Consider the following 15,870-nt stretch of genomic DNA (forward strand, 5'->3'; position numbering starts at 1 on the left):
CATCCGCACGTTCCGACGACAACGGTTTCCCCCGACCGCCGATGCAGTGGAACGCGTGGGGTGCGGCCGAGTCGGCGACACCGCTGTCGCAGAACATCACCGATCTGTTGCGCAGCGCGTTGGGCGTCACCGGTCATCCGCGTCCGGCGGTCGCGGCCGACGACGTCGCGTTGTCGCCCGGCCGGCTCACCGCTGCCGATCTCGACGACCTGCGCGCCGTGGTCGGGGACGCGTACGTCTCCGACGCGCACGCCGACCGTCTGCTGCGTGCGGGCGGCAAGAGCACCCCGGATCTGCTGCGTCGGACGGCACGCGAGCAGGATGCCCCGGATGCCGTGGTGCTCCCCGGCACCGACGACGAGGTCGCGACGCTGCTGCGCTGGTGCTCCGAGCACCACGTGGCGGTGGTCGCGTTCGGCGGCGGCACCAGCGTGGTCGGCGGTCTCGACCCCGTCGACGGGGGACTGCGCGCGGTCATCTCGCTCGATCTGCGCCGGTTCGACCGGCTCGTCGACCTCGACGAGGTCTCCGGTGTCGCGGTGATGGGCGCCGGTCTGACCGGCCCACGCGCCGAGGAATTGCTCGGCGAGCGGGGCTTCTCGCTGGGGCACTTCCCGCAGAGCCACCAGTTCGCGACGATCGGCGGCTTCGCCGTCACCCGGTCCTCGGGCCAGGACTCGGCGGGCTACGGCCGTTTCGACGACATGGTCGTGGGGCTCACCACCATCACCCCGCGCGGCACCCTGACGCTCGGCACCGTCGCGAAGTCCGCGGCCGGTCCGGATCTGCGACAGCTGATCCTCGGCTCGGAGGGCACCCTCGGGATCGTCACCGCGGTGGCGCTGCGGGTGCACCGCACCCCGACCGCCGCGATCAACGAGGCCTGGCACTTCCCCGACTTCGTGACCGGGGCGCACGCCCTGCGTGCGGTCGCACAGCGCGGCCCCGGACTGGGCCCCACGGTGCTGCGTCTGTCCGACGAGGCGGAGACCGGCGTCAACCTCGCGAAGCCGGGAGCCATCGCCGACGGCACGGCGCCCGGCGGCACCCTGGCCATCACGCGGTACGAGGGCGACGCGGCCGCGTGCGCCGCGCGCCGTGAGCTGACAGCCGACGTGCTGGCCGCGGCCGGCGGGACCTCCCTGGGGTCCGAAGCGGCCGACGCCTGGGAACACGGGCGGTTCTCCGCGCCCTACCTGCGCGACTCCCTGCTCGCGGTCGGCGCCGGCTGCGAGACGTTGGAGACGGCGACCAGCTGGGCGCGGATCCCTGACCTGCGCACCGCCGTGACCAGCGCACTCACCGACGCCCTGGCCGCGTCCGGGTCGCAGGCCCTGGTCCTGTGCCACATCTCGCACACCTATCCCACCGGTGCGTCGCTGTACTTCACCGTCGTCTACAAGATGTCGTCCGAGATCGACCCGATCGAGCAGTGGGCGGCGGCCAAGTCCGCGGCCAACGACGCCATCGTCGCGAGCGGGGCCACCATCACCCACCACCACGCGGTCGGAGTCGACCACCGCGGACGGCTCGACGCGGAGATCGGGTCGGTGGGCGTCGAGATCCTGCGCGCGGTGAAGCAGGCCCTCGATCCGGCCGGGATCCTCAATCCCGGCAAGCTCATCCCATGAGCAGCCCCGTGCGGTCGGTCATCGCGCTCGTGAACCCGAACTCCCGCAACGGGGCGGGCCGAGCCACCGCGACCGCCGCGGTCGACGCGCTGCGGCGGCGCGGGGTCGAGGTCGTGACCCGCATGGGCGTCGACGCATCCGACGCCCGGATCGCGGCCATCGAGGCGGTCCGGTCCGACGCGGATGCGGTCGTCGTCATCGGCGGGGACGGGACGATCGGCCCGGTTCTCGACGCGGCGCGCGGGACCGGCACCCGGGTCGGACTGATCCCGGCGGGCACCGGCAACGACCACGCCCGCGCCCTGGACATCCCCACCGACGACCCCGAGGCCGCCGTCGACATCATCGTCACGGGCCACTCGCGGCGCGTTGACCTGGGGTTGATCACCAGCACGGCCGGGGAGTTCGTGTTCGGCACGGTGGCGGCGATCGGCCTCGACGCGGCGGTGACCAAGCGCGCCGTCGGTATGCGACACCCCCGCGGACAGTCGCGCTACGCCCTGGCCGCCGTCGCGGAGATCATGGCGCTGGCCCCTCGACACTTCCGCGTCACCGTCGACGGTGAGACCCGGGAGATGGATCTGGTGATGGCGTCGGTGGGCAACACCCCGAGCTACGGCGGGGGGATGCGCATCTGCCCGGACGCGGTCATCGACGACGGGCTGCTCGACGTGACGCTGGTCGAGTACGCGCCGCGTCGGCGACTGCTGCGGCTGTTCCCGACGATCTATCGGGGGACCCATGTGTCCCGACCCGAGGTACACACGATGCGCGGCCGCCACATCGTCATCGAGGCGGACGATCCCGCACCCGCATCGGCGGACGGCGACCTCATGGGCACGACACCGGTGACGGTCGACGTGCTCCCCGCCGCCATCGATTTCCTGGTTCCGCCGTCCCGCGAGGTCACGTCACGGATGTGACACAGGCCAGTTATCCCCAATCTCCACAGGGGGCTTGTGGACAACTATCCACACCGATTGCCCGGCAACGACTTTCTGTGACCGCCCTGTGAATTCGGTTGCGGGGCAACCCTGCACCCGCGACAACCACATTCGAGCAAACACCTCGTAAACGACAACGTGGGCGGTGCGGACCTCTCGGTCGCACCGCCCACGCTTGTGAGGACTACAGAATTACTTGAACGTGTCCTTGATGTTCTCGCCGACCTTCTTCACGCCGGCCTTGCCCTGGTCGCCCTTGCCCTCGGCTTCGAGGTCCTTGTTGTCGGTCTTGTCCCCGACAACTTCCTTGGCCTTGCCGATGGCGTCTTCCGCTGCGTTCTTGGCCTTGTCGACGATTCCCATGGTGTTCCTCCTGTGATGGGGGGTGGTCCGGCGGTTGCCGGACCGGTGATGGTCGGGGTGGGTCAGCGAGCCTGGTCGGCAGCCTGCGCCTCGGACGTCGCGCCCGCGGTGGAGAGCTGGCCGGTGTAGTTCTCGAGGTGCGCACGGACGAACCAGTGGAACTTTTCCAGCTCAGCGGTCTGACCGATGAGGATGTCCTCGGTGACCGGGTCGATCTCGCCAACCGACTTGATGGCGTCGCGGTGCGAGGTGATGAAGCCGACGTAGACGAGGTCGAGGGCTCCGAGGTGGGCCTGGACCGAGTCGCGACCCAGCGTGTAGTCGTCCCACGAGCGGTCCTTCTCGATCGCGTTCGCGGTGCCTCGAGGGGACTCGCCGAAGGTGGCGATGCGCTCGGCGAGGGTGTCGGCGTATCCGCGGACGAGGTCGACCTGCGGGTCGATCATCTCGTGCACGCCGATGAAGTTCGTGCCGACGACGTTCCAGTGGATGTGCTTGAGGGTGAGGTGCAGATCGTTCAGGGCGCTCAGGCGCTCCTGCAGGGTGTTCGACACCGCAGCTGCGTCCTCGGGGGAGATTCCGGGCGTTGTGAAAGTAGCCATGTCCTCGACGGTACGAGTCATTTCGGCTCTTGCCCACCGGCCTCACCGAATCGCAATCAGACCGAGGCAACGGTAACGATCCGGTAACGAGCGCCGTGACCGCTCTGTGGCTGTTCTGTCACTGATCCGTGACATCGCGGATGCGGCCCTGCGACGTGGAGGTGACAACGTCATCTGTCAGCAGCGTGCGAAGCCAGTCGGCACGAGATGTACCACGACGACCGCACGAATCAGACGAGGAGCGTCATGCACGCAATCCTGAACCATTCCGATGCCACGCCCGACGGTCCCACCCCTGCGCACGAAGGAATCCGGCTGAGTGGCGTTGTCGTCACTCTTGCCCTTCTGACCTGCATGTTCATCGTCGCTCTACCGCTACTGGGCTCGCTCGCCGCCGCCGCGGTGATCCTCGCGCTGTTCGCGAGCGCCGGCCTCGCGACCATCTTCGCGTTGTCGCGCCTGTAGACCCGACGCCGCAGTCTTCGCCGGGAGCGTCAGGCGAGCCCGCCCGCCTTGCCGACCCAGTCCGTCCCCGGTGGGGTGAACACGTCGATCACGACGTCGTCGTCGGTGTACGTCGCCTGAGTGGGACCGAGCACCGTCCGTAGTCGCTGGTGTACCTCGTCACCGGTCCACGGGTAGGCGGACACATGATGTCGCCAGTGCGCGGCGATGACCGTCGCACCGGCGTGCCGGTGGCGGTCGAGGGCCTCGGTGATCGCGGTCAGTTGCGGGTCGTCGAGGTAGTAGAGGACCTCACTGGCGACGACCAGGTCGAACCGGTCACCGTCGGGTTCGATCCCGTCGGCGATGTCGGAGACGTGGACCGCGACCCGGTCGGCGACCGCACCGAGTCGGGTGCGCGCCAGTTCGGCGGCTCGTGGGTCCAGTTCGAGACACACCAGCGACCCGCAGCGCTGCGCCAACAGCGCACTCAGGACGCCGATCGACGACCCGAGTTCGAGGGCTCGCTCGTACCGCGGGGCCGGCAGCAACGACATCGTGATGTCGTACTTGCGCGTCTCGTACCACCGCTCGGCGAAACCCCACGGGTCGTCGCTGTCGGCGTACATCGACCGGAAGTACTCCGGATCGACACTCGATCGCTGGTCGTCGGCGGGCACGGTCGGCTCCTGTTCGCGATCGGTCATGAGAAGAACGTCTCGGTGGGTCCGGTCAGTCGGTCGAGCACGTGCGGTTCGAGGACGGCGCGGTCGGCCGGGTCGTCGGACAGGTCGGTGATCTGGGAGACGAAGGCGTGCACGGCGCGCTTCTTCGCCTCGACCGCGGCGGGACTCAGCCGGTGCCGTCGGGCTCGAGCCCACGGCACGGCCTCGTCGCCGGGGCGGGCCCAGTGCCACATCCACACGGGGTACTCCAGCAGCGCGATCCCGAGTCGGGACGCGACCGCCGACGCCGCGTGACCGACGGCCTCGTGGTCGGGATGACGGTCCGCACGCCACACCGACACGATCAGGGAGTGACCGCCGTATGCGGCGACCGCTGTGTCGATGGCCTCGGCGATCGCGTCGCCGTGGCGGTCGAGCCCGCCGTCGGGCAGCTCGTGATGGATGGTGCGGTTCACACCGAGGGCGCTCAACGCGGTGGTCAGCTCGGCGCGGCGGATGCCGGCGAGCGCCTCGGGCGTCACCGTCGGCGACCCGGGGTGCGACGCGGCGCCGTCGGACAGGCACAGGACGGTGACACCGATGCCCTGTGCGACCGCGTCGTGGAGGAACCCGCCCGCACCCAGCACCTCGTCGTCGGGGTGCGCCGAGACCACCAGGACCTGCTCCGAGTCGCCGTCGAGCGCCGATGGCAGCTCGACGGAGTCGAGCCATTCCCGCCACTGCCCGGCCGGCGCGGCACCCGGATCGGCCGATGTCCACGCGGGCCTCGGTGGACCGTCCTGACTCACGATGCCCCGACCCCGCCCTCGTCCCGCGCATGCAACAAGGCACCCAGAGCGCGCAGGTCGTGTTCGGCGTGCGACTGGCGTAGATACACCGTCAGGTCGGCGACCGCCTGGGCGTGAGCCGCGTCGGCGACCAGCGGTCCGGGGCCGAGGCACCGACCGACCCGTTCGATGACCTCGGTCGCCACCTGTTCGATGATCGCGCGGACACGGAGAGCGATGGCTTGGGCGCCCTCGAGGTCGTCGGGCGCGGCGTCGAAGGCGTCCGCGGCGGCGGTCAGTGCCGCGGCGCCGTTCCACAGCGCGGTGTCCACGGCGCCGAGATGTACCAGTGTCAGGTCGTCGGACTTGCGTTGGCGGAACAGTCGGTCGGCCACCAGGGAGGCGCCGCCGAACCAGCACGCCGCGACACCCACCGCACCGTGCCAGAAGCCGGGGCGGTGCAGGTACGCATCGGCGTCGGCGACGAATTCGACCGGTGTGTCCGCGAACTGGACCGCGTGGGTCTCCGTCGCCGCCATCCCGGAGTTGTGCCAGTCGCCGTCCGCGGCGGTGATCGACTCCTGCGCCAACTCCACGATGAACATCGCACGGCCGTCGCCGGTGCGGGCGGTGACGAGGGCGTGTGTGCATCCGTCGGCACCGGAGCACCAGGGTTTGGTGCCGGTCACCGTCCACGCGCCGGTCGGGTGCTCGGTGGCGGTCAGGACTGCGGTCGAGGACTCGGCGGCCCATACGCCCCACAGCTGATCGTCGCCCACGGGCTCCCGACCGAGGTCGCGCAGTATCGCGTCGGCATCCCAGTGGGCTTCGAGGAGTCGGCCGACGGAGATGTCGCGGCGGGTGTGCTCGGTGAGCAGCGCGAACCGCTCGCGGGTGGCCCCGGCAGCCGGCAGCGGCGGGGTGTCGGTCGACGCCGCGATGTCGCGGGCGTTGTCGATCGCGGTCATCGCGCCATCGGTTCGGTGAGATGCGGGAGTGCGCCGGCGAATCCGCCGGGTGTGCGCCCGGTCCGACGTGTCGACGTCGAGACCGGCGCCTGCGCCGACCACGCGATCGCGACACCGCCGGCCGCGAGCCGCGCCACCAGGTCGACGTCCTCGTGTTCGACGAGCGGCGCGAAGCCACCCGCCGCGAGGTACGCCGTCGAGCGGAACCCCAGGTTCGCGCCGTGGACATGCCGGTGGCCGTCGTGGTTGGTGTAGGTCTCGGCGAACGACGAGGCCGCGTCGGCGGGCCATCCCGACCAGTCGTCCGGGGTGATGGTGCCGACGAACGCGTCGGCACCGGTGGCCGCCGCCATCGACTGCGCCGACAGCCAGTTGCGGGGGACCCGCGAGTCGGCGTCGGTGGTGGCGAACCAGATGTCCACGCCCACAGACCGTCCCGCGAATCCGGCCAACCGTGCGCAGCCGACGTTGTGGGAGTCGATGACCACCGTGGCGACACCCGGTGGGACCGCAGCGTCGGTGCCGTCGGTACAGGCGTCGAGGACGACGACGATCTCCACGTCGGCGGTGACCTCCGCGGCGGCCGCGGCCACCGAGGCCACCGCGCCGGGCAGGGTGTCGACCTCGTCGTGGGCGGGTATGACCACGACGAACCGGTTGATCGTCGGACTTGTTGTGTCGAGTTCGTTCATGGGAACTCCTGTGCGGAGGGTGCGGCCGTCGGGCCGATGCGTTTTCCGACCCCGTACGTTCGAGGTCGTCAGGTGATCAGTGGGCGAAAAGGTCTGAGCGAGCGAGTAGTTCGGATGCGTCGGCGAAGACCTCGGAGGCGCCCGCCGCGCGCAGCTCCTGCGCTGCGATTCCGCCGCTACGCACCCCGAGCCCATGGACGCCGATGTCGGTGGCCGCGACGAAATCCCAGGTCGCGTCGCCGATCATCACGGCGTTCTCGGCAGTGACCCCGGCGCGCTCGAGTGCGAGCGCGACGACGGTGGAATCGGGCTTGGCCGTCTCCACGTCGGCTCCCGACGTCACCGCGTCCACGGCATCCTCGACGTCGAGCAGCGACCGCAGGATCTCGAGTTCGTGCTCGGGCGCGGAGGTGGCCAGCACGACCACGAAATCGCTGTCCTTGCAACGGCGCACCAGATCCCGCGCCCCGGGCAGCACGGTGAGTTCGTCGGAACGGCTTCCGTAGTGCTCGTCGTGCGCCGACGACAGCTCCGACGCGAGGTCCGACGACCCGGAGTCGCCGCCCGCGACGTCCATGAGTTCCTCGACGAGGAGCGATCCGTCCTTGCCGATACGACGGTGGATCTCCCAGGCCGGTGCGACCAGGCCGTGGTCGGCGAACGCGCGACGCCAGGCGTCGACATGCAGGTACACCGAATCGACCAGCGTGCCGTCGATGTCGAAAAGGATCGCCTGAGTGGGCGCCATGGAGAGGCCTCCGGACTGTGAGCTGCGCAACGCGGTCACCCGGTGATTTCAGGCCCTCGTTGTCCAACCCTAGTCCGTCGGACACCCTCGTCACTCGTCGACGACGTCGCCCGGACCTGCCGGTGACGGCCCGGGGAGCTAGAACTCGTCGCCCTCGGACGGCGCCGAGGAGGGGTTCAGTCGCTGCAGGTGCACGCGGCGGGCGAGCCGGATCATGGGGCGGATCAGCAGTTCGATGCTGCCCACGAGGAACAACCACGTACCCGCTGTGGTGGTCGATTCACCGAAGAACAGCACGCTGCCTGCGATGAACCAGATCGCGATCAGGATGTCGTTGACGATGCTGACGACTTCCCAGCGCTGGCGGATCACCAACTCGTCGTGACCGATACGCACCGTCAACGGGGAGTCACCCCCGGCCGAACCGGTCACCGCCGACCGTCCGCGTCTCGTGATCCGCGGCCTCGTGATGCGCGCAATGCCCGTCCCCTCTCGATGAACTCCTGGTCGGTTCGTTCGTTCTTGTACGACGCCTTCGTATCACGAGGACCCACGACATCGACCCCGGCCGACCCGCCGGAGCCGCGTGGTGCGCGGCTCCGGCGGGGATTCGGTCAGCTGGTGGGGTCGACCGCGTCCTTGATCTTCCCGACGACACCCTTCTCGGTACCGAAGGCGGCAGCGCGGGGTTCACCCATCGCACCGTCGTAGGTCGCGTACAGCTTGGGATCCGGCGGCGGGCCGGCCTGCACGTTGCCCAGCGGTTCCGGGTTGGCCAGGAACCCGTTCTGATGGATGCCGTCCGGAGCGGTGCCGTGCGCCCACCGGCCCTTGTCCGCGTCGGCGCCGTCGGAGAGGTGCCACAGGCTGGTCGCGTGCTCGGCGAACTCCTCGTCGAACAGGTCGTTGGGGACGATGGTGTCCTCGATGCCGTCGGCCTTGAGTTCCTCGATCGCGGCCAGCCAGAGGTTCTGGTGATACGTGTCGCGCGCGAGGTTGAACCGCAGCATGGCCTTCACACCCGGATCGTCGGTCATGTGGAACAGTCGAGCAGTCTGTAGACGGCCCTGGGACTCGAGCGAGACGTTGGAGCGGAAGTCCGCCAACAGGTTTCCGCTCGCGACGATGTAGCTGCCGTTCCAGGGGACACCGTTGCTGTTGGCGAGCAATGCCCCGCCACCGGAGACGATGGCCTGCTGGGGGTCCATCCCGCCCATGACTGCCGCGACGACCGGATCACCCATCGCGTTCTTGGTCGACTCGGTGGCCGGTGCGCCCTCGAGCAGGCGGGCGACCATCGTCGCGATCATCTCGACGTGGCCGATCTCCTCGGTCGCGACGTCCATGATCAGGTCCTTGTACTTGCCCTTCATGCGGCAGTTCCAGCCCTGCATGAAGTACTGCATGGTCACCGTCATCTCTCCGAAGGTGCCGCCGATCAACTCCTGGAGCTTTCGCGCGAAGACCGGGTCCGGGTTCTCGGGGGCGATGTCGAACTGCATGTGATCGGTGTGACGAAACATGGTGCCTGCTTTCGTTGGCCGTCGTGACATCACACGGACCGATGCTCGGACAGCACGAATCCACGGTGTCACAACGAGATACGACGAACTTGTCACGTGCGGGGATCGAAGATGTCCCGCCGGGTGCATCCGCGTTGAACACCAGAGACCACGCGATGAGCGTGGTGCGACAAGAATTGAGGGAGATCACGGCGAGGATGCTGCACCGCGGCGGTGGAATGGACTCACCGGCCTCGATCACAGTAGCGCGTTCTGCGTCCGAAACGAAAGGGTCGTGCGGATATCGTTGCGACACAGTCATATCGATGCAGCGTCGGCCGGTGGTGCTCACCGTTCGCCGGGTACCCGCGGCCCACGTGGGGTACAACTGGGACGAGGGATGACACGGCCAGCCCCGCCACACGTCCTTCCCGGTGCGACGCCCCCGAGATTCATGCGGCGCGCACGCCGACGCCGCCGTCCCGCGGCCTTCGAAGGAACGACTCCATGACCAGTGTGTGGCTCGAGAACGACCGCTTCGAACATCGAACGCCTCTACCCGTCGGCGAGAGGTTCGACCACGTGATCGTCGGTGCCGGCATCACCGGCCTGGTCACGGCCGTACTGCTGGCCCGCTCCGGGGCTCGCGTCGCGGTGCTCGAGGCACGGCACATCGGTGGGGGGACCACCGGCAGCACCACCGCGAAGGTGTCGCTGCTGCAGGGCAGCCGGCTGTCCACCCTGGCCGACAAACACGGCGCCGACACCCTGCGGCGCTACGTCGAGGCCAACCGCATCGGCATGGAGTGGTTGCTCGACTACTGCGCGACCGCGTCGGTGTCCGTCGATCGTGAATCAGCGATCACCTATGCCACAACCGATTCGGGTGCGGACACCGTGCGCTCCGAGCACCGGCTGGCGCGCGAGGCCGGACTCGACGCGCAGATGACCACCACGTCCGAAACTACCGTTCCCGACGATCGCCGCGGTCGCACTGGCCGATCAGGCCCAGCTCGATCCCATGCCCCTGCTGCATGCGCTCAGCGCCGAACTGCGCAGCCTGGGCGGGATCGTGGTGGAGGACGCCCGCGTGGTCGGGGTCGGGTGGGCCGGACTGCGGTCGACGGTCGGGGTACGGACCAATCGAGGCGAGATCATCGCGGGAACCGTCGTGCTGGCCACCGGCACGCCCATCCTCGATCGCGGGGGCTTCTTCAGTCGCCTGCGGGCCCAGCGTTCCTATGTCGGCACCTTCGACGTCGGCGACCGCGCGCCGGCCGGGATGTATCTGGCGGCCGACTCCCCGACGGTGTCGTTGCGCTACGTCCGACGTCCAGGCGCGGACGACGAACCAGAGCGTCGCGTCCTCATGGTCGGCGGCTTCGGACACGAGGTCGCCCGGGGCGGCTCCGAGCGGAGTCACGTCCAGGAGCTGTTCGCCTGGACGCGCCGCAACTATCCCGATGCCGTCCTCGAGAACCGTTGGTCGGCCCAGGATTACAGCTCCATCGACGAACTCCCCTACGTGGGCCCGCTGCTGCCGGGGGAGAGCCGCATCCAGGTCGCCACCGGGTTCGCCAAGTGGGGCATGACCAACGGTGTCGCCGCCGCACTGGCCATCTCCGAGCAGCTGCTCGGCACCGGTGACACGTGGGCCGACACGCTGCGCACCTGGCGTCCGTCGGAACTACGCGCCCTGCCCACCGCGGCGAAGACCAACGCACAGGTCGGTCTGCACATGACGCGCGGCTGGACCCGGGTCGTGCTGTCCGGGAAATCCGAACCCGGCGAGGGGGAGGGAGTCGTCTTCCGCCGCGGGCTCCGGCCGGTCGGTCGGTGCACGGTCGACGGTCAGACCTCCACGGTCTCGCCCATCTGCACACATCTCTACGGGATCCTCGACTGGAACGACGCCGAGAAGTCCTGGGACTGTTCGCTGCACGGGTCGCGGTTCACCGCCTCCGGTCAGGTGATCGAGGGCCCGGCGACCGAGGCGCTGGGCCAGGTCTGAGCGAGTTCAGCGCGGGGCACGCAGGGGGTGATCGGCCTCGATCAGCTGGCGGGCGAGGTCGATCACGGCGACGTTGGCGTCCTGGGACAACTTGCGCAGCAGCTCCCAGGCCTGCAGGGCGTCGATGTCGAAGCGTTCCATGATCATGCCCTTGGCCTGACCGATCGTGTCGCGACTGGCGAGCGCGCTCGCGAACTGCACCTCGCGGCGGGCGCTGAACAGTGCCAGGGCGGCATGGGTGGCCACCGCGAGGCCGATCTCCTCCGCGTCGGTGGTGAACGCTCCCACCCGTGTGCTGTGGACGTTGAGTGCACCCATGCTGCTGTCGCTGCGGTACAGCTGAAAGGCCATGGTCGACCGGATGTCGGTGTCACGCACTGCGGCGGCGATGTAGGCCGGCCAGCGTGCCTCGGATCCGTAGTCCTCGACGCGAACGAGGTGTGACGTCCACTCCGTTGCCGCCTGGAGGCAGGGCCCCTGACCGGCGCTGGTCTGCAGTCGATCGATCAGCGCAGCCGTCGGGTCGGTGGGGGCCACCGTCGCGATCCCGCTCTTCGACACCAGGGTGATGGCGCAGGATTCGGCGCCGGGGATCTGTTCGATCGCGCCGGCCGTGGCCGCCACCAACAGATCCTTCTCGTCGATCGAGGTCTCGCCGGCGAGTTCGCGGGCCATGGCGGCCATGACGTCGTGGCGGACGACCGCCGGAGGAGAGCTCGCGTCCACGTCTGCTCCTCATATTCGACTGTGCGACGGGGGAGCGGTGTGCCCCACCCGTCGCCGTCACCGTAGCACCATTACGGCTCAACGTTTTTCGGTGACGTGAGCCCCGCTCACGGCTTGAGGATGATCTTCACCGCCCCGTCCTGCTTCTTCTGGAAGATGTCGTAGGCGTGCGGTGCCTGTTCGAGCGGTAGCTCATGTGTCGCAAAGGAATCGACGCCCAGCGGGTCGTCGTCGCCGAGCAGGGGGAGGATGTCCGGCACCCACTTCTTGACGTTGGCCTGCCCCATGCGCAGCTGGATCTGCTTGTCGAACATCGTCAGCAACGGGAGCGGGTCTGCCGTCCCGCCGTACACACCGGTGAGCGCGATCGTCCCACCACGACGGACGATGTCGATGGCCGAGAGCACCGCGTTCAGTCGATCGACACCCGCGGTCTGCAGCAACGGTTGTGCGAGTGCGTCCGGCAGGACGCTCGTGACCTGCTGGAGCACCTTGGCCGTCGGTGACCCGTGCGCCTCCATGCCGACGGCGTCGAGCACCGAGTCGGTACCCCGACCGTCGGTCCGGCTGCGGATCTCCTCACCGATGTCGTCCACGGCGTCGAGGTCGATGACCTCGATGCCGCGGGCACGGAGCCGTTCGAGACGCTCGGGCACCCGGTCCACGCCGATCACCCGGATCCCGCGTGCGTGGGCGATACGCGCGGCCATGTCGCCGATCGGCCCGAGGCCCAGGACGGTGAGCGAACCGCCGTCGGGCACCGACGCGTACTCCACGCCCTGCCACGCGGTGGGCAGGACATCGGACAGGTAGACGAACCGGGAATCCGACGGACCCTCGGGAACCTTGATGTGGGTGAACTGCGCCTGGGGAACCCGCAGGTACTCGGCTTGACCACCCGGCACCGCACCGTAGAGCGAGGAGAAACCGAACAGCGCCGCACCCATACCCTGATCTCGCACTTGCGTTGTCTCACACTGGGTGTAGAGGGAGGAGTCGCACATGTAGCAGGAACCACAGGAGATCTGGAAGGGGATGACCACGCGGTCACCGACCGCGAGATCGCCGGTGTCCGAACCCACCTCCTCGACCACGCCCATCGGCTCGTGACCGAGGATGTCGCCCGGGGTCATGAACGCGCCCAACACCTCGTACAGGTGCAGGTCGGACCCGCAGATGTTGGTCGAGGTGACCTTGATGATCGCGTCCGTGGGCTGCTCGATCCTCGGATCGGGCACCTCGTCGACGCTGACCTTTCGTTTGCCCTGCCATGTCACTGCGCGCATCGAGCAACCACCTTCCTGGTTCACGACGATGCGCCTGATGTGACGGGGACAGCGAGTTGTCAACTGTGCCAGGGTTTCTGCGCCGAGACGGAACTGAGGGACACGAGCCTCGGCTCGTGTCGATCGAGGTCGGCGACACCATCACAACCACGCTCATCGATCGTGGCTTGACCGCAGCTGGATAGCTCAACCTGGCCGTCGTTACCCGTCCACTGTGCCACGGAGTGACGCGCGCCCGCCACCGATCGCGTTCTACACTCGGGCCATCCGGTGCAGCCCCCGCCGGTCGGCGACGACATCAGGGGTGCGAAGGATGAACATGACTTCACAGTCGTCCGCGTTGTACATGCGGACACATCTGATCGGGGCGAGCGGCGGCCTGCAGTTGGCACGACTCGTGGCGAACGACCCGTGGACCGCGGGCGCGATCGATCACCTGCCGGCCGAGCTCGAGGAGGAGATGGCCTTCGTCCGTGCGCGCGTCGAGGAGCTCAGCGGCCACCGGGAGCGGTGGCTCGGCGCCGTGGTCGGACTCGGTACCGGCGTACGGGGCGTCGCCGGTGTGCTGCACGTGACCCGTGGCCGATTCCGCAGGGTCGCCGCCCTGGAGGCGATGCGATCGCTGCTCCTGGCCAAGAAGGCGATGTGGGAACTCGGGATGGAGGGCCGGGTCGATTTCGGCTCCGGCGCCGCGCGGTGTGCGGAGTTGAACGACCAGGCCGCGCGGCAGGCCGAGGAACTGCAGGAGCTGCACCAGCGCGCGGCAGATGAGGCCTTCAGCGCCGATCGATGACGCTCGCCTAGGGACGCGCTTCGTGCCCCGGACGTCCGTGCGTACGCCGCGATTCCTTCATCTCGGACTCGAAGACGTGCCGACGTCCGTCGAGAAGGTCTGTGCGCGTTCGTTTCTCGAAGTCCTTGACGGTGGCGTAGTAGCCGTCGTCGAACTCCTCCACGAGCTGGAACGTCCACCGACCCGGAAAGGTGTTGAGCCCGACGATCTCGGTGCGCATCCGCTCGGCCAACTCGGTGTGACCGGCGTCGGACAACGCGTCGGCGGCCTCGCCGAACAACAGATCGGCGTGTCCCGACATCTGGTGTGCCTCATACAGATGACCACGAACCCGCTCGACCCACTCGAGGGCTTCGGTCACCGCACCGACGGCCTTGACCGTCTCGTCGGTGGCCCCGTCCGGCCTGCGATGTGGATCGTCGGCCGGCAGGTCGTCACGCAAAGGTGAACCGGCTCAGGATGGAGTGCACCGCCTGGGTGACGGTGAGCCGCTCGTAGCTCTGCACGAAGTCGAAGGTGCGTTCCATGTCCGGGCCCTCGTCGTGCAGGTCGCGGGCGGCGAGCAGCGCACAGAAGTGCGGGCTCAGGACCGCGACGTTCCACTCGTTGACGATGTCGTCGGTCTCGTCGAGCGGCGCGTGGATGACGTTGCCGTCGATCATCGGCGCCAGGCCGACGCCGTAGACGCCGGCGAGGCCGGCGGTGTCGGCGAGTTGTTTCCACCGCACCGACGTCTGTGAGGTGAAGTTGCGCGCGTGCTGGAAGGTCCCGAGCACGATCACCGCTCCGCCCGCGGCGGCGGCCTGCGCCTCGAGGGCCTTGCTCATCTCGATCAGCAAATGCTTGGTGCCGCGTCGCGGCTGATGCCCGGCCGACCCGATCAGGTACGGAGTGGTGGTGTCGGCAGCCGGAGTCGACCACACCGGTGCGTCCGGCAGCGGGACGACGATCTCGTCGGCGAACGCCGCCGGGTCGTCGACCGGCGGGTACAGCGCGCCGAGCCCGTAGGTGGCGCCGATGGTCTGGGCCGACAACCGCAGTGCCTCGGTGTCCACACCCTCGGCGATGACCACGGCGTGGCTGCGTTCGACGTGCGCGGCGAGTGCGTGGGCGAGTCGGGCCATGGCGGGCTCGCTGGTCCGGGTCAGCAGTTCCGGTCCGGTGACGATGATGTCCGGTTCGATCAGCGACAGCATCGTCACGGCGTACTCACTGACCCCGAATCCGTCGACGCAGATGATCCGACCGGCGCGACGGGCCGCGTCGATCCGCGCCAGGGTGCGCTGCGGGTCGGCGAGCATCTCGTCGGGTTGGACCGACACCGCGAGACGCTCGAGCGAGTTCTCGAGGTCGGACTGGTCGATCGACGCGAGATCGACCATCACCAGCAGGGGCAGGACGTCGGCGATCATCTGGGCGGTGCCGGTGGCGGCGAAGGTGAACTTGTGGCGGTCGAGTGCGCGTTCCTGCTGCATCATCCGCGCCGCGCGCCGCAGCGACTCGGCGGTTCCGAGCGCGGAACCCGACGGTCCGCGGACCTGGAGCTCCGCCCCCGCCAGTGCACCGTCGTTGAGTCGCCGGATCGGCGCGAACTGCATGGAGACCTCCAACGCCCCGACGAGTGAGTCCTCGTCCGGGGAAGTGCGAACTGGGCTTGATTCGGTGGAGATACGCCTCACCTCATCCTGGGAGAGCGGAAGGGCAGGT

Annotated in this window: 18 protein-coding genes and 1 pseudogene; 6 read left to right on the plus strand and 13 right to left on the minus strand. The window is 68.8% G+C overall.

The features are described from left to right. Window positions 1–41: 41 nt before the first annotated feature. Window positions 42–1,631 (plus strand): FAD-binding oxidoreductase, encoded by a 1,590-nt coding sequence (locus LX13_RS09540; RefSeq protein ID WP_253661797.1) that lies wholly within the window; start codon window positions 42–44, stop codon window positions 1,629–1,631. Further along, complete coding sequence (locus LX13_RS09545) at window positions 1,628–2,554, plus strand: diacylglycerol kinase (protein ID WP_253661102.1); 927 nt, start codon at window positions 1,628–1,630, stop codon at window positions 2,552–2,554. The genes LX13_RS09540 and LX13_RS09545 overlap by 4 nt, the downstream gene beginning before the upstream one ends. Window positions 2,555–2,767: 213 nt before the next feature. On the opposite strand, the gene LX13_RS09550 is transcribed toward LX13_RS09545, so the two are convergent. Together LX13_RS09550 and LX13_RS09555 are read right to left on the minus strand one after the other, a co-directional pair. Further along, window positions 2,768–2,938, minus strand: a complete 171-nt coding sequence (locus LX13_RS09550) for a CsbD family protein (RefSeq protein WP_253661103.1) — start codon at window positions 2,936–2,938, stop codon at window positions 2,768–2,770. A gap of 62 nt (window positions 2,939–3,000) precedes the next feature. After that, window positions 3,001–3,540 (minus strand): Dps family protein, encoded by a 540-nt coding sequence (locus LX13_RS09555; RefSeq protein ID WP_253661104.1) that lies wholly within the window; start codon window positions 3,538–3,540, stop codon window positions 3,001–3,003. Between the two features lie 246 nt (window positions 3,541–3,786). On the opposite strand from LX13_RS09555, the gene LX13_RS09560 reads away from it, so the two are divergent. Continuing rightward, complete coding sequence (locus LX13_RS09560; protein WP_253661105.1) at window positions 3,787–4,005, plus strand: hypothetical protein; 219 nt, start codon at window positions 3,787–3,789, stop codon at window positions 4,003–4,005. Between the two features lie 29 nt (window positions 4,006–4,034). On the opposite strand, the gene LX13_RS09565 is transcribed toward LX13_RS09560, so the two are convergent. From LX13_RS09565 to LX13_RS09595, 7 genes are all read right to left on the minus strand, one after another. Beyond that, entirely contained in the window at window positions 4,035–4,691 is a 657-nt protein-coding gene (locus LX13_RS09565; RefSeq protein ID WP_253661106.1) for a class I SAM-dependent DNA methyltransferase, read from the minus strand. Continuing rightward, window positions 4,688–5,458 (minus strand): PIG-L deacetylase family protein, encoded by a 771-nt coding sequence (locus LX13_RS09570; protein ID WP_253661107.1) that lies wholly within the window; start codon window positions 5,456–5,458, stop codon window positions 4,688–4,690. Before LX13_RS09570 ends, LX13_RS09565 begins: the two co-directional genes overlap by 4 nt. Then, window positions 5,455–6,405, minus strand: coding sequence for an acyl-CoA dehydrogenase family protein (locus LX13_RS09575; protein ID WP_253661108.1), 951 nt, complete (start codon window positions 6,403–6,405; stop codon window positions 5,455–5,457). Before LX13_RS09575 ends, LX13_RS09570 begins: the two co-directional genes overlap by 4 nt. Next, window positions 6,402–7,097 carry a glycosyltransferase family 2 protein gene (locus LX13_RS09580; protein ID WP_253661109.1) on the minus strand — a complete coding sequence of 232 codons (696 nt, stop codon included), beginning with the start codon at window positions 7,095–7,097 and terminating at the stop codon, window positions 6,402–6,404. The genes LX13_RS09575 and LX13_RS09580 overlap by 4 nt, the downstream gene beginning before the upstream one ends. A gap of 76 nt (window positions 7,098–7,173) precedes the next feature. Further along, a complete protein-coding gene (locus LX13_RS09585) occupies window positions 7,174–7,845 on the minus strand; it encodes an HAD family hydrolase (protein WP_253661110.1) in 672 nt (223 codons plus the stop codon). A 138-nt stretch (window positions 7,846–7,983) separates the two neighbouring features. Beyond that, complete coding sequence (locus tag LX13_RS09590) at window positions 7,984–8,277, minus strand: YrhK family protein (RefSeq protein WP_253661111.1); 294 nt, start codon at window positions 8,275–8,277, stop codon at window positions 7,984–7,986. A 182-nt stretch (window positions 8,278–8,459) separates the two neighbouring features. After that, entirely contained in the window at window positions 8,460–9,368 is a 909-nt protein-coding gene (locus LX13_RS09595; protein WP_253661112.1) for a manganese catalase, read from the minus strand. Window positions 9,369–9,854: 486 nt separating this feature from the next. Here LX13_RS09595 and LX13_RS23430 point away from each other — a divergent pair. Continuing rightward, a pseudogene (locus tag LX13_RS23430) lies at window positions 9,855–10,247 on the plus strand (FAD-dependent oxidoreductase); the annotation flags it as partial. A 121-nt stretch (window positions 10,248–10,368) separates the two neighbouring features. After that, window positions 10,369–11,358, plus strand: coding sequence for an FAD-dependent oxidoreductase (locus LX13_RS09600; RefSeq protein ID WP_308214724.1), 990 nt, complete (start codon window positions 10,369–10,371; stop codon window positions 11,356–11,358). 6 nt (window positions 11,359–11,364) lie between these two features. On the opposite strand, the gene LX13_RS09605 is transcribed toward LX13_RS09600, so the two are convergent. Both LX13_RS09605 and LX13_RS09610 read right to left on the minus strand, forming a co-directional pair. Further along, window positions 11,365–12,084, minus strand: coding sequence for a GAF and ANTAR domain-containing protein (locus tag LX13_RS09605; RefSeq protein WP_253661113.1), 720 nt, complete (start codon window positions 12,082–12,084; stop codon window positions 11,365–11,367). Window positions 12,085–12,191: 107 nt separating this feature from the next. Continuing rightward, window positions 12,192–13,370 (minus strand): zinc-dependent alcohol dehydrogenase, encoded by a 1,179-nt coding sequence (locus LX13_RS09610; protein ID WP_253661114.1) that lies wholly within the window; start codon window positions 13,368–13,370, stop codon window positions 12,192–12,194. Window positions 13,371–13,689: 319 nt separating this feature from the next. On the opposite strand from LX13_RS09610, the gene LX13_RS09615 reads away from it, so the two are divergent. Further along, window positions 13,690–14,163, plus strand: coding sequence for a hypothetical protein (locus tag LX13_RS09615; protein ID WP_253661115.1), 474 nt, complete (start codon window positions 13,690–13,692; stop codon window positions 14,161–14,163). Window positions 14,164–14,170: 7 nt separating this feature from the next. On the opposite strand, the gene LX13_RS09620 is transcribed toward LX13_RS09615, so the two are convergent. Continuing rightward, window positions 14,171–14,605 carry a hypothetical protein gene (locus tag LX13_RS09620; RefSeq protein ID WP_253661116.1) on the minus strand — a complete coding sequence of 145 codons (435 nt, stop codon included), beginning with the start codon at window positions 14,603–14,605 and terminating at the stop codon, window positions 14,171–14,173. After that, window positions 14,598–15,761 carry a DICT sensory domain-containing protein gene (locus LX13_RS09625; protein ID WP_253661117.1) on the minus strand — a complete coding sequence of 388 codons (1,164 nt, stop codon included), beginning with the start codon at window positions 15,759–15,761 and terminating at the stop codon, window positions 14,598–14,600. Before LX13_RS09625 ends, LX13_RS09620 begins: the two co-directional genes overlap by 8 nt. Window positions 15,762–15,870 lie beyond the last annotated feature (109 nt).

The sequence above is a fragment of the Williamsia maris genome (assembly GCF_024171815.1).
Lineage (GTDB): Bacteria > Actinomycetota > Actinomycetes > Mycobacteriales > Mycobacteriaceae > Williamsia_A > Williamsia_A maris.

What these genes read in the sequence shown, in the direction of transcription:
- LX13_RS09540 (WP_253661797.1), top strand. Translation starts at nt 42, where the DNA reads ATGCAGTGGAACGCGTGGGGTGCGGCCGAGTCGGCGACACCGCTGTCG.
- LX13_RS09545 (WP_253661102.1), top strand. Translation starts at nt 1,628, where the DNA reads ATGAGCAGCCCCGTGCGGTCGGTCATCGCGCTCGTGAACCCGAACTCC.
- LX13_RS09550 (WP_253661103.1), bottom strand. Translation starts at nt 2,938, where the DNA reads ATGGGAATCGTCGACAAGGCCAAGAACGCAGCGGAAGACGCCATCGGC.
- LX13_RS09555 (WP_253661104.1), bottom strand. Translation starts at nt 3,540, where the DNA reads ATGGCTACTTTCACAACGCCCGGAATCTCCCCCGAGGACGCAGCTGCG.
- LX13_RS09560 (WP_253661105.1), top strand. Translation starts at nt 3,787, where the DNA reads ATGCACGCAATCCTGAACCATTCCGATGCCACGCCCGACGGTCCCACC.
- LX13_RS09565 (WP_253661106.1), bottom strand. Translation starts at nt 4,691, where the DNA reads ATGACCGATCGCGAACAGGAGCCGACCGTGCCCGCCGACGACCAGCGA.
- LX13_RS09575 (WP_253661108.1), bottom strand. Translation starts at nt 6,405, where the DNA reads ATGACCGCGATCGACAACGCCCGCGACATCGCGGCGTCGACCGACACC.
- LX13_RS09580 (WP_253661109.1), bottom strand. Translation starts at nt 7,097, where the DNA reads ATGAACGAACTCGACACAACAAGTCCGACGATCAACCGGTTCGTCGTG.
- LX13_RS09585 (WP_253661110.1), bottom strand. Translation starts at nt 7,845, where the DNA reads ATGGCGCCCACTCAGGCGATCCTTTTCGACATCGACGGCACGCTGGTC.
- LX13_RS09595 (WP_253661112.1), bottom strand. Translation starts at nt 9,368, where the DNA reads ATGTTTCGTCACACCGATCACATGCAGTTCGACATCGCCCCCGAGAAC.
- LX13_RS09600 (WP_308214724.1), top strand. Translation starts at nt 10,369, where the DNA reads ATGCCCCTGCTGCATGCGCTCAGCGCCGAACTGCGCAGCCTGGGCGGG.
- LX13_RS09610 (WP_253661114.1), bottom strand. Translation starts at nt 13,370, where the DNA reads ATGCGCGCAGTGACATGGCAGGGCAAACGAAAGGTCAGCGTCGACGAG.
- LX13_RS09615 (WP_253661115.1), top strand. Translation starts at nt 13,690, where the DNA reads ATGACTTCACAGTCGTCCGCGTTGTACATGCGGACACATCTGATCGGG.
- LX13_RS09625 (WP_253661117.1), bottom strand. Translation starts at nt 15,761, where the DNA reads ATGCAGTTCGCGCCGATCCGGCGACTCAACGACGGTGCACTGGCGGGG.